The 15,185-nt window shown below is 66.3% G+C and carries 13 protein-coding genes; 7 read left to right on the plus strand and 6 right to left on the minus strand.

What is annotated here, in order from left to right:
- Positions 1 to 5: 5 nt before the first annotated feature.
- Genes Q9293_RS11420 through Q9293_RS11435 form a run of 4 tightly spaced genes read left to right on the plus strand, consistent with a single transcriptional unit; the run spans position 6 to position 4,622 of the window.
- Positions 6 to 2,099: a chemotaxis protein CheA gene (locus Q9293_RS11420; protein WP_306246553.1), complete on the plus strand. Its 2,094-nt coding sequence runs from the start codon at positions 6 to 8 to the stop codon at positions 2,097 to 2,099.
- On the plus strand, positions 2,096 to 2,956 hold the full coding sequence (locus Q9293_RS11425) for a protein-glutamate O-methyltransferase CheR (RefSeq protein ID WP_306246555.1): 861 nt from the start codon (positions 2,096 to 2,098) through the stop codon (positions 2,954 to 2,956). The genes Q9293_RS11420 and Q9293_RS11425 overlap by 4 nt, the downstream gene beginning before the upstream one ends.
- Positions 2,953 to 3,567: a chemoreceptor glutamine deamidase CheD gene (gene cheD, locus Q9293_RS11430; RefSeq protein WP_306246557.1), complete on the plus strand. Its 615-nt coding sequence runs from the start codon at positions 2,953 to 2,955 to the stop codon at positions 3,565 to 3,567. Before Q9293_RS11425 ends, cheD begins: the two co-directional genes overlap by 4 nt.
- Entirely contained in the window at positions 3,564 to 4,622 is a 1,059-nt protein-coding gene (locus Q9293_RS11435; protein ID WP_306246559.1) for a chemotaxis response regulator protein-glutamate methylesterase, read from the plus strand. Before cheD ends, Q9293_RS11435 begins: the two co-directional genes overlap by 4 nt.
- An 88-nt stretch (positions 4,623 to 4,710) precedes the next feature.
- Here Q9293_RS11435 and Q9293_RS11440 read toward each other — a convergent pair whose 3' ends face one another.
- From Q9293_RS11440 to cysK, 5 genes are read right to left on the minus strand one after another with little or no spacing between them, the layout of a single operon-like run.
- Positions 4,711 to 5,673, minus strand: coding sequence for an MlaD family protein (locus Q9293_RS11440; RefSeq protein WP_306246561.1), 963 nt, complete (start codon positions 5,671 to 5,673; stop codon positions 4,711 to 4,713).
- Complete coding sequence (locus Q9293_RS11445) at positions 5,670 to 6,332, minus strand: ATP-binding cassette domain-containing protein (protein ID WP_306246563.1); 663 nt, start codon at positions 6,330 to 6,332, stop codon at positions 5,670 to 5,672. Before Q9293_RS11445 ends, Q9293_RS11440 begins: the two co-directional genes overlap by 4 nt.
- Positions 6,333 to 6,341: 9 nt before the next feature.
- Positions 6,342 to 7,130 (minus strand): ABC transporter permease, encoded by a 789-nt coding sequence (locus Q9293_RS11450; protein WP_306246565.1) that lies wholly within the window; start codon positions 7,128 to 7,130, stop codon positions 6,342 to 6,344.
- A 47-nt stretch (positions 7,131 to 7,177) separates the two neighbouring features.
- Positions 7,178 to 7,825 carry a CAP domain-containing protein gene (locus tag Q9293_RS11455; RefSeq protein ID WP_306246567.1) on the minus strand — a complete coding sequence of 216 codons (648 nt, stop codon included), beginning with the start codon at positions 7,823 to 7,825 and terminating at the stop codon, positions 7,178 to 7,180.
- Between the two features lie 54 nt (positions 7,826 to 7,879).
- A complete protein-coding gene (gene cysK / locus Q9293_RS11460) occupies positions 7,880 to 8,836 on the minus strand; it encodes a cysteine synthase A (RefSeq protein ID WP_306246569.1) in 957 nt (318 codons plus the stop codon).
- Between the two features lie 126 nt (positions 8,837 to 8,962).
- Here cysK and Q9293_RS11465 point away from each other — a divergent pair, with 126 nt between their 5' ends.
- A complete protein-coding gene (locus tag Q9293_RS11465) occupies positions 8,963 to 9,391 on the plus strand; it encodes an Rrf2 family transcriptional regulator (RefSeq protein ID WP_306246571.1) in 429 nt (142 codons plus the stop codon).
- Between the two features lie 146 nt (positions 9,392 to 9,537).
- Positions 9,538 to 11,049: a serine hydrolase gene (locus Q9293_RS11470; RefSeq protein ID WP_306246573.1), complete on the plus strand. Its 1,512-nt coding sequence runs from the start codon at positions 9,538 to 9,540 to the stop codon at positions 11,047 to 11,049.
- Between the two features lie 58 nt (positions 11,050 to 11,107).
- Here the strand turns inward: Q9293_RS11470 and Q9293_RS11475 are convergent, their stop codons facing one another.
- A complete protein-coding gene (locus tag Q9293_RS11475; RefSeq protein WP_306246575.1) occupies positions 11,108 to 14,224 on the minus strand; it encodes a C45 family autoproteolytic acyltransferase/hydolase in 3,117 nt (1,038 codons plus the stop codon).
- Positions 14,225 to 14,311: 87 nt separating this feature from the next.
- Between Q9293_RS11475 and Q9293_RS11480 the strand changes: the two genes are divergently transcribed.
- A complete protein-coding gene (locus tag Q9293_RS11480; protein ID WP_306246577.1) occupies positions 14,312 to 15,181 on the plus strand; it encodes an RluA family pseudouridine synthase in 870 nt (289 codons plus the stop codon).
- Positions 15,182 to 15,185 lie beyond the last annotated feature (4 nt).

Below are 15,185 nucleotides of genomic sequence, written 5' to 3' on the forward strand. Positions count from 1 at the left end.
TTCCCATGTCCGACCCCATGGCCCAATTCCGCGAAGCCTTTTTCGAGGAGGCCGCCGAGCTCGCCAACGGCATGGAGGCCACCCTCCTGTCCCTGGATCTGGACGCGCTGGAGGTGGAAGACCTCCACTCGCTCTTCCGCGCCGCCCACTCCATCAAGGGCAATGCCGGCACCTTCGGCTTTCCCGCGGTCGCCGCGTTCACCCACCAATTGGAAAGCACGCTCGAGCCCGTGCGCCAGGGCACCCGCCCCATGACTTCAGACCTGCGCGAACTCCTGCTCCAGGGCGTCGATCTCATCCGCAGCCACCTGCACCATGCCCGCCGCGATGAGGCCCTCCCGCCCAGGGACCAGCAGGCCCAGGATGCCCTGGTGGCGCGGCTGCAGGAGGATGGCGGAAGGCCCGGGTCGGCCCCGGCCGAGTCCGCCCCGAACCGCATCCAGGTCACCCAGAGCGGCACGGGCTTTGCCATCCGCTTCGAGGCGCCGAGGGATGCCTTCCGTCGGGGCGTGAACCTGGAGCGGATCTTCCGCGATCTGGCCAGGCTGGGCACGCTGCGCAGCTGGCCCGATCTGGCTGCGCTCCCGGCCATGGAGGCCCTGGATCCCGAGGATTGCCACCTCGCCTGGGATTTGCGCCTGGAAACCGAGCGGCCCCTGGCCGATGTGGAAGAAGTCTTCGAGTTCGTGGCAGAGGGGGACAACCTCCGCATCCAGGCCCTGACCCCGGCGGGAGCCGTGCCTCCCTTGGGCGACTTCCTGCTGGCCGACACCGATGTCAGCCCCGCGGACATCCGCGAGGCGCTGGCCCTGCAGAAGCCCCTGGGCGAACTGCTGGTGGACATGGGCAAGGTGAAACCCGAAGCCGTCAGCAAGGCTCTGGACCAGCAGCAGAAGAAACGGAACCAGGCTGAAGCCTCCACCGTGCGGGTGGCCACGGAGAAGATCGACCGCCTGGTGAACCTGGTGGGTGAGCTGGTCATCACCCAGGCCATGCTCGCGCAGGCTTCTCAACAATCCAACAGCCTGCAGGGCGAAGAGCAGATGAGCGCCGCCCTGCTGCAGCTGGACCGGCAGACGCGCGAACTGCAGGAGCGGGTCATGGGCATCCGCATGGTGCCCGTGGAAATGGTGTTCTCCCGGTTCCCCCGCATGGTCCACGAGCTGGGCAAGCAGTTGGGCAAGGATGTGGAACTGGTCATGGAGGGCCAAGCCACCGAGTTGGACAAGACCTTCATCGAGATGCTGGTGGATCCCCTCACCCACCTGGTGCGCAACGCCGTGGACCACGGCATGGAGACCAAGGAGGAGCGCCTGGCCTCGGGCAAGCCCGGCATGGGCACCATCGCCCTGCGGGCTTCCAGCCGGGGTGGCCACATCCACATCGAGGTGAAGGATGACGGCAAGGGCCTGAACCGTGACCGCATCTACCAGAAAGCCCTGGCCCTGGGCCTTCTCCAGCCCGGCAACCGTCCCGCCGACGAAGAACTGAACCTGCTCATCTTCGAGCCGGGTTTCTCCACGGTGGAGCAGATCTCGGATCTCTCCGGGCGGGGCGTGGGCATGGACGTGGTGCGCCAGAATGTACGCAGCCTGGGCGGGCGCATTGAAGTGGAAAGCCAGAGCGGGCGCGGCACCCTGATCCGCCTGGTGCTGCCCCTCACGCTGGCGATCCTGGATGGGCTCACGGTGAGGGTGGCTGACGAGACCTTCGTGTTCCCCCTGGCCTCGGTGCTGGAGAGCTTCCAGCGACAAGCCCAGGATGTGCAGACCGTGAAGGGCGACCGGGAAGTCATCAGCCTGCGCGGGGAGTTCATCCCCGTGGTGCGGCTTCAGAAACTGCTGGCGGTGGGCGCAGAGCAGGAAGGAACGGAGCGCACCCTCCTGGTGCTGGTGGAATCCGAGGGCCGCCGTGCCGCCATGGCTGTGGATGAGCTGCTGGGCCAGCAGCAGGTGGTCATCAAGAGCCTGGAGACCCACTACCGGCGGGTGGAGGGCATTTCTGGCGCCACCATTCTCGGCGATGGCCGCGTGGCCCTGATCCTCGATGTGCCCGGGCTCATGCGCCTGGAGGCCGGGACCGCTGCGGTCGGAGCATGAGCGGACCACGCGGAACCGGGCCCGATCCCCTGGCTTCGGACCGGGAGGCCCTGACCGTCGACACCTTCAAGGCCCTCCGGGAGCGGCTCTACAACCACTCCGGCATCGCCCTGGCTCCCCACAAGATCACCATGGTGCAGTCCCGCCTGGCCAAGCGCCTGCGGAGCCTGGGACTGCGCACCTATGAAGAATACCTCCGCCGCCTGGAAACCCCGGACGACTCCGAGTGGTCCGAGTTCATCAACGCCCTCACCACCAACCTCACCAGCTTCTTCCGGGAGGGGCACCACTTCACCCAGTTGGTGGAGCTGCTGAAAGCCTCCCCCGCCCCGCCCCGTCGCCTGCGCATCTGGAGCGCTGGCTGTTCCACCGGCGAGGAGCCCTACACCTTGGCCATGACCCTGCTGAAGGCCTTCGGCCAGAGCGCCGCCATCCACATCCTGGCCACCGATTTGGACACGGCCGTGCTGGAAACCGCGGCCCGGGGCGTCTATCCCGAAGCCCGGATCGAGGGCGTGGAAGAGGCCTGGAAACGGTTCGCCTTCCTGCGCGGCACCGGTGATCGCAAGGGCATGGTCCGCCTGCGCCCCGAGGTGCGCCAGCTGATCACCTTCCAGCAGCTGAACCTGCTCGATGAGCGCTGGGACATCGACCGGGAACCCTTCCAGGCGATCTTCTGCCGGAACGTCATGATCTATTTCGACAAGCCCACACAGCGCAGGCTGCTCAAGCGTTTCCACGACGCCCTCGCCCCCGATGGCCTGCTCTTCGTGGGCCATTCCGAAGCCCTGCTGGACACCACCCTGGGCTTCCAATCCCTGGGTCAGACCATGTACCGGCGCAGGACGGCCCCATGACCCCACCTCCCGCCTCTCTGGTCCACGGTCGCGCGTCGAAATACCTCGACCGCAACTTCAACCGCCTGGCCATGAAGATCCTGCCTGGCGAATTCTACGCCACGGCCCAGGACGAGGTGATCGTCACCGTGCTCGGCAGCTGCGTGGCCGCCTGCATCATGGATCCCATCGCCATGGTGGGCGGCATGAACCATTTCATGCTCCCGACGAAGCCAGGAGAGCGCGACAAGGACGTGTTCTTCGCCGCCCGCTATGGCGCCGCCGCCATGGAATTCCTCATCAACGACCTGATGCACCTCGGCGCGCAGCGGGACCGCCTGGTGGCCAAAGCCTTCGGCGGCGGCAAGGTGATGCGGGGCATGACCACCGATGTGGGAAACCAGAACGTGGAATTCGTCCGGCAGTTCCTCCGCAACGAGGACATCCCTCTCTGGAGTGAGGACATGGGCGGGCCGCACCCCCGCAAGGTCTATTTCTTCCCCCACACCGGACAGGTGCTGGTGAAGCGCATGGAGCGCACCCACAACGAGACGGTCCTGAACCGCGAGCTGAGTTACATCCAGGAAGTCTCCCGATCCTCGTCGGGCGGTGATGTGGAGCTGTTCACATGAATGCGGAACGGAAACGCCGGGTTCTGGTGGTCGATGACAGCGCCCTGGTGCGCCAGGTGCTCGTCAGCATCCTTTCCCGGCATCCCCTGCTGGATGTTGTGGGCACCGCCAAGGATCCCTACGATGCCCGGGAGCGCATCAAAGAACTGGATCCAGATGTTTTGACACTGGATGTCGAAATGCCCCGCATGGATGGCCTCACCTTCCTGGGCAAGCTCATGAAGGCCCACCCCATGCCCGCGGTGATGCTGTCCAGCCTCACCGCCAAGGGCACCGCCACCGCCCTGGACGCACTGGACCTGGGCGCGGTGGATGTCATCGGCAAACCCGCCATGAATCAGGCCTCTGGCCTGGAGGCCATGGGCACTGAAATTGCCGAAACGGTGTACGCCGCCTCCCTGGCCCGGGTCGCGGGCCGCCGTGCGCCCACGCCCCTGCCCCATGCTTCGCTGGCTCCCCTGGCCCAGCGGGCCAAGGCGGGCCGCGCCCTCATCGCCATCGGCTCCAGCACAGGCGGCACCGAAGCCCTGCGCCAGATCTTCGAGGCCATTCCCGAGAACCTGCCGCCCATCGCCGTGGTGCAGCACATGCTGCCGGGCTTCACCGCCGCCTTTGCCGAGCGCCTGGACCGCAGCTGCCGGGCCCGGGTGAAGGTGGCTGAGGATGGCGAAGCCTTGAAACCCGGCACCGTCTACCTCGCCCCCAACGAGGCTCACCTGACCGTGGGCCGGCACAGCGTAGGGCTGGTGGCCATGCTCGAGGTGGGCGACCGCGTTTCCCGCCACCTGCCCTCGGTGGACGTGCTCTTCCAGTCCGCCGCCGAGGCCTGCGGCCACCACGCCCTGGGTGTCATCCTCACCGGCATGGGTGACGACGGCGCCCGCGGGCTGCTGCAGATGCGCCAGAAGGGCGCCCGCACCCTGGGCCAGGACGAGGCCACCTGCGTGGTCTATGGCATGCCCCGGGCCGCCTTCCTGCGCGGCGCAGTGGAGGAGCAGGCGCCCCTCCACACCATCGCCGGACGCCTGGTGGCCTGGTGCGAGCGGGATAGCTAGCCAGAGTCCATCGGGGCCAGTCTGCAAGAAAAGCACCGGGGTCGCCGGCCCACACAGAACCCTGGTGGGTGGCGCGATATCCGACGTCTCAGGGTTTGGGGGGCGCCTGCTTGGCCTCCAGGGCCTTCCGCGCCCGCTCGCGCTCAGTCTCGCTGGGGGTGCCCCACACCACGCGGTTGGGTTTCTGCTTGAGGAGTTCGAGCAGCTCCTCCACCGAGGCCAGGGACCGGCGCAGGCTCTTGAGGCTCTGCTCCAGTTCCGGTTGGTCCTCTGTAGCAAAGCGGCCCATGAAGGCATCGGCCTGCTTGAGGCTGGCGGCCAGGCTCACAAGGATCTGATCCAGCTCGGGGCCGCGCTTCTCCAACAGGGTGCGCACGCCTGCGAGGCTCTTGTCCAGATCAGCCAGGGCCTTGTCGGCCTCAGCCATGCTGTGATCGGCATGGCCCACGAGGCCTCGGCTGTCCTTGGCCAGAGCCTGGAACTCGCGGAGGGTGCCATCCAGCGAGTGCAGGGTCTGGCGCACGGCCGGATGCTCCAGCACATCACCGAGGCCCTTCTTCTCGATGCGCGTCCGCAGGGCATCCACCCCCGCCTGCAGACTGGCCATGAGGTGGTCGGCCCGGTCCAGCACACCCGCGATGGAGGTGCCGCTGTCCCCGGGAATCTCGTCGCCCGCGGCCAGCGGCACCGTGCGCTCCGCCAGGTCCGGCAGCCGCAGATCCAGCATGACGCTGCCCACGCCCTTGGGGGCAAGGCTCGCCCGTGTGCCGCGCCAGAGCTTGATGTCCTCCTTCACAGCGATGCGCGCCAGGAAGTGGTAATCCTTTCCTTCCTGCCGCAGGTCGACCCGCTCCACGGAACCCACGCGGTAGCCCTTGAGCTGAACGTCCGCCCCCGCCGCCAGGCCTTCCATCTGGTCCAGGCGCACCACCAGGGGATAGCTGCGCTCCGTCACCGCCCCCGCGTTCTTGTAGGCCAACAAACCCAGGAACAAGCCCAAGGCGGCCAGCACCAGCAGGCCGAGACGGGCATCCTGTTTCTCGAATTTCATGGCGTCCCCCAGGGGATGAGATGGGCATGCAGATCCAACCGCTCCGTGGCCAGAGCCGCCAGGGCCCCCGGCTCTTCCTGGGCCACCAGCAGCGTCTTGCCCCGGGAGACCCAGCCGTGGATCACCTCCAGGGCCACGCTGTGATCCGCGGCGTCGAGTCCTTCCAGGGGATCATCCAGCAGGATCAGGTCGGGATCCAGGGCCAGCACCCGGGCCAGGTTCGCATGCTTGCGGGCGGCCGCGCTAACGGCGTGGGGACGCAGCCCTGCCACCGCCTGCAGCCCAAGACGATGAAGGGCCGCATCGGTGCGGGCCGCCCAATCCTGACCCGCGGTACCGCGCATCCTCAGGGGCAACGCGACGTTCTCCCGCAGGCTCAGGTTCGACAGCAGCCCGCCCGTGGCGAAAGCCAGCCCCAGGCTCAGCCGCCCCATGTGCGCGAAGGCCCCTTCCCCCGGCCACAGGTCGCGCCCATCCACCGTGACACGGCCCCGGGCAGGCCGTTCCGTGCCAGCCACCACCCGCAACAACCGGCTCTTCCCACTGCCACTGGGGCCAGTGACAAGCTGTCGGCCGCCTCGTGCCACCGACAGGCGCACTCCCTCCAGCAGGAGGTTGCCATCAGCGGCATCCAGAGCGAGATCGTGGATCTGGATCATCGGCGCCGCTCAGAAATAAAACAGGGCGGCGATGAGGCCGTCCAGGGCGAAGACCGCCACCAACGCCGTGACCACGGTTTTGGTGACGGCCTGAGGGATTTCGGTCTGGCTGCGCTGAATGCGCAGGCCGAAGTGGCAGGCGTGAAAGGTGATCGCCCCTGAGAACATCAGCACCTTGAGCAGGGTGGCGAAGAAATCCCGATTGGACAAAGCCTGTCGCACGGAATCCATGAAGAAGCCGAAGGTGACGCCGTATTTCAGCTTCGCCACGAGGAATCCGCCGGCCAGGGCCGTGGCATCGAAGAACACCACCAGGGCGAACAGGGCGATCACCGCGCCCAGCCAGCGGGGCAGCAGGAGGTACTGGTAGGGGTTGATCCCGTGGGCGGCGAGGGCATCCACTTCGCCGTTCAACTGCATGGCGCCCAGCTCCGCCGCGATGGCCGTCGAGCTGCGGCCGATGACCAGCACGGCCGTCAGCAGGGGCCCCAGTTCCCGCAGGATGATGAGCGCCATGAGCACGCCGATGTAGTTCTCCGCGCCCAGCCCCGAGAGCTGGCTGAAGGCCTGGATGAGGGTCACGGCCCCAAGCAGCAGGGCCGTACCGCAGATGAGCAGCAGGGCATCGAGCCCCGTGAAGCGGACCTGCAATTTGAGCTGTCCGGCCACCACCCCAAGCTGATCCATGCGCAGCAGCAGCGCGTGGCGGAGGGTCCGCAGCACCAGGTGGGCCTGATCGCCCAGGAACTCGAGGAAGCCGCGCACCGGCGCGCCGAGTCGGGCAAGGAATACCGTCACGAATCACCCAGGAAGCGTGCCCCAGGCTAGCAGGAAAACGGCTCTATTCAGGGGCCGAGAACGAAACCATCCGCGTAGTCGATGACCGTCACCACGCGGTACTCCCGGTGCGGGGCCGTGCCGGCGCCAGCCTGGTGGAGATCTGCATTGAAAATGTTCCCCCGATGCCCGCGACTCGCGACGCCATCATCAACCAGCAGCTGGATGACCACCTGGCGGGGATCCTCCTCCAGGGTGCCGATGTTTTCCGCGATGAGGCCGTGCCAGGTTCCCAGGCGGTTGAGCCGCTCGGACAGCCGCGCGCCATCTGCGCCCACATGGTCCAGCACACCGCGGGGTCCGATGTCCCGGGCATGACGGCGCGCCGCCAGAGCCAAGCCCTCATTGAAACGAAGGGGCCCCATGGGCCGCTGCGCCTCCAGGAAGGCGATGGCCTCGTCCAGGGCCTTCACGCCTTCCTCCGTGCGCAGGGGCGTGCGCCCGGGGCGGTTCCACAGGGTGCCCTCGAAATAGGGCCTCAGTTCCCGGAGGTGCCGGGCATAGACCTTGGGCTGCACCCGGGCATCACTCATCTCCTGAACCACAGCGCGCTCGAAGGCCGAGGCCTTCTCCAGGACCAGAGCCCGGCCTGGGACCTGCCCAAGCCCGGTGGACCATCCGGCGAACAGGCAAAAGAACAGCGCGACAATCCTCATGGGCACCTCGGGGGCGGTGGTCCCAGGATAGTCGCGCTGCGAGGACGTGCCGGATCAGATGGCAGGTCCGTCAATTTCCGCGAAGAGGGGGTGGGTCAGGTAGCGTTCGCCGGTGTCGCAGAGCACGGCCACCACGGTTTTCCCTTCACCCAGTTCCTTGGCCACCTGAAGGGCCGCAAACACGATGGCGCCGGTGCTGATGCCCGTCAGCAGGCCCTCTTCGCGGGCGAGGCGGCGGGTGGTGGCGATGGAATCCTCGTAGCCCACAGGCACGATGCGCTGAAAAGCGTCGCGGTTGAGGATGCCAGGCACGAAGTTGGGCCCCAGGCCCTGCAGCTTGTGCGGCCCGGCCTTGCCGGTGCTCAGCAGGGGCGAGGTTTCAGGTTCCACGGCCACCACCAGGGTGCCGGGCTTCTTCTCGGCCAGCACTTCGCCCACACCGGTCACGGTGCCGCCCGTGCCCACGCCGGACACGAAGGCATCCAATTCAGGCACCTGTTCCAGAATCTCCAGGGCCGTGGTGCGGCGGTGCACGGCGGGGTTGGCAGGATTCTCGAACTGGCGCACCAGGAAGTAGTTGGGATCGCTGTCCGCCAGTTCCTGGGCCTTGTCCACGGCAGCCTTCATGCCGCCGGAGCCGGGCGTCAACACCAGCTCGGCGCCGTAGGCCTTCAGGAGGGCGCGGCGCTCCTGCGTCATGGTGTCGGGCATGACCAGGGCGATCTTGTAGCCCTTGGCCGCGGCCACGAAAGCCAGGCCGATGCCGGTGTTGCCGCTGGTGGCTTCCAGCAAAGTCATGCCCGGCTTGAGGAAGCCGCGGGCCTCGGCATCGGTGATCATGCTGAGGGCGATGCGATCCTTGACGCTGCCGCCGGGATTGGCGCTCTCCAGCTTCACGTAGATCTTGGCGGAACCCGCGGGCACCACCCGGTTCAGGCGCACGACGGGGGTGTAGCCCACCAGGTCGTAGGCGTGTTCGACGCGGTTGGGACGATCGGTGGGGCGGCTCATCGGCATCTCCTCATGTGACCCGGACGGGACCGGAAGTGTCATGATGGAAAGGAACGAGGTTGTTGTCAAGTTTGTTAATTTATTTTATTATATATCTGGTGATCAGGAATTTCTGGAGGTTCCACCATGAAGGGATCGGCGAAGGGCCGCTACGGATTGCAGTTCATGGTGGAGCTGGCCCTGCAGGCCGGACGCGGACCGGTGCTGGTGGATGTCGTGGCTGAGCGCCAGGGCCTGCCCGCCAAGTTTCTGCGGGTGCTCTTGGGCAGCTTGAAGAGTGCAGGTCTGGTGAAAGTGCAGCGGGGCCCCAGCGGTGGCTGCGAACTGGCCAAGCACCCCAGCCACATCACCGTGCTGGAAATCCTGGAAACGCTGGAAGGGCGCCTGGGCACCTCGGATCTGCCCGAGGAGGCCACCTATGGGGCCCGCGCCGTACGGGAATTGTGGAACCGCAGCACCGACGCCGCCCGGGCCGTGCTGCAAAGCACTTCCCTGGCCGATCTGGCGGACCGCCAGCGGGCCCTGGAACTGGACAGCCAGGGCTACTCCATCTGAGCAGCCCTCCGCCCACGGAGGTCAGGGGACAGGTCAGGCTTCAGCCTTCGGCAAAGGGTCGCTAACCCGACTCGGTGCCCTGGCGTAGTTCAAGTTCACCCTCGACTCCGCCCGCCTCGTCGCCGCCCAGCTCAAGGAACGTTCCCATGATTGGACGCCTTCCCCTCGCGCTCTGTCTGTTGAGCCTTATCAGCGCGACAACCGGCATGGCTGGCGTCAGGGCTGGCCTGCCCGCTGCTCCACCACAGACCGGAGACGTGGAGGATCCGCTTTTCAAAACGATCAGCGCCCTGGACAGCGCGGTGTTCGAGGCTTTCAACCACTGCGACGACCCCGCGCAGCTGAAGAAGTATGGCGACTACTTCGCCCCGGACCTCGAGTTCTACCACGACAACGGCGGTGTCACCTGGACCCGCCAGGAGATGGTCGCGAACACCGCCAGGAATGTCGCCGGGAAGTACCGGCGGAGGCTGGTGCCGGGAAGCCTCCGGGTCTACCCCATCAAGGGGTTCGGCGCCATCGCCACCGGCGTGCATCGCTTCTGCCAGATCGGCACCGGCGACTGCGAGGGCTTGGCGGATTTCACCATGGTGTGGCGGTTACAGGGGGGCCAGTGGCAAATCACGCACGCCCTCAGCTATGGGCACCGCGCCAATGATGCCACCCCCTCGCCGGGGCTCGATCCCATGAAGGATGAAGGCGCTCTGGGGGCCTGGCTGAAGGAGCAGGGCATCCCGGTGCTGGGCCTTGGACTGATCCGGGATGGCAAGCTGAAGGAAGTGCGGGTCTTCGGCAACCTGACCGGAGGTGGCACAGCGCCCTTGGACACCCTGTTCAATGTGGCCTCGCTGACCAAGCCTGTCACCGCCATGGTCGCCCTCCGCCTGGCCAGCGAAGGACGCTGGGATCTGGATGAGCCCTTATCCCATTTCTGGGTGGATCCCGATCTGAAGGGCGATCCACGGTTGCCGGAACTCACCACCCGCATCGTCCTCAGCCATCGAACAGGTTTTCTGAACTGGCGCTGGATGGCCCCTTCCAAAAAACTCGCCTTCATCTTTGAACCCGGAACGAAGTACCAGTATTCGGGTGAGGGTTTTGAATACCTTCGGCGAGCCCTGGAAGCGAAGTTCGGAACCTCGCTGGAAGACCTGGCCGCCCGTACCGTCTTCGGGCCCCTCGGCATGCGGGACACGCACTTCACTTGGGGGAAGGATGTGGATGAAGCGCGCTTCGCCCTTGGATACGACGCGAAAGGCTCTCCCTACAAACTGGAGAAATGGAGCCAGGCCAATGGCGCCGACCTGCTCCTCACCACCGTGGAGGATTACGGGAAGTTCCTCGCGGCCGTCATGAGCGGAAAGCTGCTCACCGAGGCCATCCACAAGGACATGCTGCGGGCCCATGTGGACGTGAAAGCAGGCAAGGCCTTCGCTTTGGGCTGGGAGCGCTACGACCTCGGCGGCGGGGATTTCGCCTTGGCCCATGGTGGGGCCGACGAGGGTGTGCAAACCCAAGTCTTCCTGTTTCCCAAAACCGGGCAGGCGCTGATCCTGATCACCAATGTCGATGATGGCTACAAAACCTACGGGCCGCTGCTGAAGCACTTCATGGGAGCACAGGGACAGAAGGTCTTCGAGATCGAAACGGCCAAATAAGCCTTTGCCACGCAAAGAAGCCGCCCAAGGGCGGCTTCTTCGTGAACCCCGACCTTGCTCAGGGCTTGAAGGCCTGCACCAATCCTTCAGGCATGGCGTGTCCCTTCACCTGCACCTCGCTGCCGCGGTAGATCGCCCAGCCTGGCAGGCCCCGGGGAATGGCCTTGGTCATGGCCCATTCCTGGGTGCGGCTGTTGGAGAGCACCAGCACCAGCATGCGCTTGGGATTCCAGGGATTGGGGAGCGCCAGGAACAGCCCATCGTCGGGCCGTCCGTAGGTGCGGCCCTGCCACTTGAACCAGCCGGAACCCCCTTCGGCGGGCAGCTTACCTTCGGCCTGAAGCCGGGCGCTGAGGCCGTTTTCAGCAGGCCCGCCGAAGACCACCAGATCGCTGGCCGCGAGATCCGTGTCGCTCAACTCGGCATCGGCTTCCACGGGCAGCAGCACTTCCGTCATGCCGTCGGCCAAAGCATCGCGGTAAGCCAGGGCCAGGGTGCGCTGGGCTTCGACTTCGCGGCCGGTGCCGTAAACCAATCGCGTGGCGCTCCAATCATCGAGCACGTTGCCCGGAATCCAGAAGTTGACGCGGGAAACGGGGATGTCGTTCCCGGCATTGAACGCCACCCGGGTGGGCGCGGCCTCGCTGGCGAAGGTGAAGGAACCGGTGCTACCGGCCATTTCCAGGCGCTCCAGCTTCGCACCCTTTTCCGTCTCCACGGCCACGAAGGCCACGAAGGGATAGGGGAAACCGGACTGCTCCACGGCGAGTTTCACGCCGTAGCCCTTCTCGGCCTTGACCACCTCGGCCCGGATCTTGGGCGCGGGCAGATCCGCGCGCTCCAGCCAGGGTTTCAGGATGGGCGCCACGTCCTTTCCGGCCGCATCGGAAAGAGCCTTCAGGATCTCGGCAGTGCTGGCGGGCTTACCGCTGAAGCGGGTGTGCACGGCCTTCATGGCCTTGGCGAAGGCCGCATTGCCCAGGTGCAGCCGCAGCTGGTGCAGCGCGAAGAGACCCCGGATGCGGGGGATCTGGTAGGCCCCGTAGCGGTCGTACTCGGTCTTCGTGGCCAGGGGCGCCTTCACGCCCTCCTTGGCTTCCAGCCAGAGGTGACGGGTGTTCAGATCCCCCAAGGTCGCGCTCTGGGTTTCAAAGGCCTTGGCGGGGGCCGCAGGCAGGTTCTTCAGCTGCTGCCAGTAGGCGGCCGAGGCGCTGACGAACCAGTTCTCGGCATCCGAGGTGGGCTTGACAGTCCCTGTCCAAAGCCCCTTGGCATCGAAGCTGAAGGCCTCCTTCACACCCGCGACTTCGGGCGCGGGCATAGCCTTCGCCTGCTTTTCCTCTCTCCAGGCTGCCTTCGCAGCCTGGAGTTTCTCGGTGATCCAGATGGGGCTGAAGGCGGTGTAGCCGTGGGTCAGGTGGGGTGTGGCGCCAGGAAGATCGGGGATCCACCGTCCGCCGACCATCTTCTCGCGCAGCGTGGTCTTGCCCTGGTGGGCGATGAACACGAGCTTTTCCGCCATCTCGGAGGTGGTGAGCTTGGCGTCACAGGCGTGGGGCCGGTTGATGGGGCTGGTGGCCATCACGCGCGTGGCGATGTCAATGTCGAAGCCCTTCTGGCCATAAGCCTTGAACACCTCCTGGAAGGCGATGTCGCGGTTCCAGGTATTGAAGGCCAGATCCGCAGGCGCGTTCTCGGGGTTGGCCCCGTACTCGCCGCGCACCTCGAGATCGCGGTTGTTGTTGTTGGCCCAGATGAAATCGCGGTGGTTGCCCGGCGTATCCGCAGGCTTGCCCTTAGCGCCCGTGCGCCACATGCGCGTTTTCTCGGTGCCCAGCAGGAAGCAGGCGCCTTCATCGGTCTTGGTGTCGGCCATGGTCCAGTCGTTGGTGTAGAGGCCGTTGTTCTGCTTGAAGAGAATGGCGGCGGCCTCGTCGATATTCGCCGCGTATTGGGCGGCCTTGCGGATGCGGTTGCTCTGGGGTGTGCCATCCGCATTGAAGGGCGTCTGGCCCACGGTGGTTTCGCCCATCACCAGGCCCGAGGCATTCAGGTACCAATCGGTACCGCTGTGGATGCCGCCCGCGAAGGTCTGCAGCACCAGGCGGTGGCCCTTCTCCGGCACGATGTCCAGCATCACGTTCCATTCGGTGCCCGTGTAACCGTTCCACATGAACATCTGGGTGAGGATGAAGCGGCCGCTCTTGGTGGCGCCCTTGGTGGCCACGAAGGAGGAGCAGTGGTCGCCCTTCCCGCCCTTCTCCATCTCGTCGTCACCGCTCATGAAGGTGCGCCCCGTGAGCGGATTCGGCGCGTGGGTCAGGCCCTCCTGCAGGGAGCTCATGTCCACGGCGCTGTTGAGCGTCACGATGTCCAGCAGGTCGACGGGGCGGCCCTTGAAGCTGGCGCCCGCCTTGACGGCGCCATCGGCGATGCCCTTCATCTCCTCCAGGAATTCCACGTCGTACTTGCGGAAGAACAGCGCATCGGCCATCTGCCGCTGATCGGCCCAGCCACGCACCGGATCGGCCGCGTTTTTCTGCACGCCCAGCTTGGTGATGTAGCGGACGATCTCGTCGGCCATGAGCTCGCCGTGCTGGCGGCCCCGCGCGTAGGGGGCGCCCTCGATGTGCAGGAAGGTCCAGCCGCCCATCTCATAGCGGAAGCCCTTCCCCGCCCAGCGAACGGTCTCCATGGGAATGAAGGCAGTGACATCCTCCACCTTTTCCAGCTTCACGTCGCTGAAGGTGGCCGCGCCCGTGGCCTTGCCGTTGCGGCCCAGGTGCAGCTGCACGCGGTCGCTGGGGCTGGTGGCCAGGAACAGCGTCGAGACTTTGCGCTCCGAGGTGCCCGCCACGCTCTGCGAGGCGTTGGTGAAGGGGAAGCTCTCCATGGAGAGGCAGGCCCCCAGGGCCGTGGGATAGCGGGCCAGCGCGTCGGCCTTCACCCTGTCGGTGCGGACGGTGGCGCTGAGGCGGTAGAGCTCGCCCACCTTCAGGCTCAAGGACGCCGAAGCCAAAGTGGCTTCCGATCCTTCCGCCGCCGCTTCCAGGCGCAGGCCCGAAGCCTTGGCCGTCGAGCCAGGTTTCAGCGTCCAGCCGGACACGGGAAGGTCGGCCGCGGCGGCGATCACCGCCAGGGCCAGGAACAGGCCGGCGCGAAGCATTCGGATCATGGGAGCCTCCGCCTAACAGCATGCCAAAGCCCCGCGGGAACTGCCTCGTTTTTTGAGGCAATTCCCGTCACCAGTTAGTCTGGAGCCATGACGCTTCGCAAATGGACCTTCACCGTGGACCCCGAAGACGCCGAGTTGCGTCTTGATCAGCTCATCGCCAAGCGCACGGAGCTGTCGCGCCGCTCGGCTCGGGAGGCCCTGAAGCTGGGCGGGGTGCAGGTGGATCGCAAGCGGGTCAAGGTGGCGGGCAAGGTGGTGAAGCCCGGCACGGAGGTGCGGGTGGCCTTCGATCCGGATCTGCCGCCGGTGCCCGATACCGCCATCCCCGTGGTCTTCGAGGATGCATGGATCCTGGCCGTGGACAAGCCCGCGGGCATCGCCACCCAGGGCACCTGGGCCTCGGACCGCCACGACCTGCTGGCCCTGCTGAAGACCCAGCGCCCAGACCTGAAGCTGGCCCTGCACCATCGCCTGGATCAGGGCACCTCGGGCCTGCTGGTGCTGGCCAAGGACCCCAAGGCCAACGCGGGCCTCGCGGCGGCCTTCGCCTCACGGGATCTGGTGAAGCTCTACCTGGCGCGGATCTCGGAACCCCTGGAAGCCTGCACGGTGGAGGAAGCCATTGGCCGGATTCGCGGTGCCGATCCAGGCCGCTTCGGTTGCCGGGGCGATCTCATGGACCCCAAGTCCGCCCGCACGGATTTCCGGCCTGCCACCGCTGAAGAAACCGCCGGGCTCGTGCCCGGTCACTGGATCGTCGCCCGCATCCACACGGGCCGTACGCACCAGATCCGCGTCCACCTGCAGCACCTGGGCCGGCCCATCCTGGGCGATGCGCTCTACGGCGGCGCTGCCTCTGATCGCCTCTGGCTTCACGCCTGGCGCCTGGGTCTGAAACATCCCGTCACCCAGGAAGCCCTGCTGCTGGAGGCGCCGCCGATTCGCTTCCGGCGCTGAGGGC

It is taken from the genome of Geothrix sp. PMB-07, from assembly GCF_030758935.1.
Lineage (GTDB): Bacteria > Acidobacteriota > Holophagae > Holophagales > Holophagaceae > Geothrix.

What these genes read in the sequence shown, in the direction of transcription:
- Q9293_RS11420 (WP_306246553.1), top strand. Translation starts at nt 6, where the DNA reads ATGTCCGACCCCATGGCCCAATTCCGCGAAGCCTTTTTCGAGGAGGCC.
- Q9293_RS11425 (WP_306246555.1), top strand. Translation starts at nt 2,096, where the DNA reads ATGAGCGGACCACGCGGAACCGGGCCCGATCCCCTGGCTTCGGACCGG.
- cheD (WP_306246557.1), top strand. Translation starts at nt 2,953, where the DNA reads ATGACCCCACCTCCCGCCTCTCTGGTCCACGGTCGCGCGTCGAAATAC.
- Q9293_RS11435 (WP_306246559.1), top strand. Translation starts at nt 3,564, where the DNA reads ATGAATGCGGAACGGAAACGCCGGGTTCTGGTGGTCGATGACAGCGCC.
- Q9293_RS11440 (WP_306246561.1), bottom strand. Translation starts at nt 5,673, where the DNA reads ATGAAATTCGAGAAACAGGATGCCCGTCTCGGCCTGCTGGTGCTGGCC.
- Q9293_RS11445 (WP_306246563.1), bottom strand. Translation starts at nt 6,332, where the DNA reads ATGATCCAGATCCACGATCTCGCTCTGGATGCCGCTGATGGCAACCTC.
- Q9293_RS11455 (WP_306246567.1), bottom strand. Translation starts at nt 7,825, where the DNA reads ATGAGGATTGTCGCGCTGTTCTTTTGCCTGTTCGCCGGATGGTCCACC.
- cysK (WP_306246569.1), bottom strand. Translation starts at nt 8,836, where the DNA reads ATGAGCCGCCCCACCGATCGTCCCAACCGCGTCGAACACGCCTACGAC.
- Q9293_RS11465 (WP_306246571.1), top strand. Translation starts at nt 8,963, where the DNA reads ATGAAGGGATCGGCGAAGGGCCGCTACGGATTGCAGTTCATGGTGGAG.
- Q9293_RS11470 (WP_306246573.1), top strand. Translation starts at nt 9,538, where the DNA reads ATGATTGGACGCCTTCCCCTCGCGCTCTGTCTGTTGAGCCTTATCAGC.
- Q9293_RS11475 (WP_306246575.1), bottom strand. Translation starts at nt 14,224, where the DNA reads ATGATCCGAATGCTTCGCGCCGGCCTGTTCCTGGCCCTGGCGGTGATC.
- Q9293_RS11480 (WP_306246577.1), top strand. Translation starts at nt 14,312, where the DNA reads ATGACGCTTCGCAAATGGACCTTCACCGTGGACCCCGAAGACGCCGAG.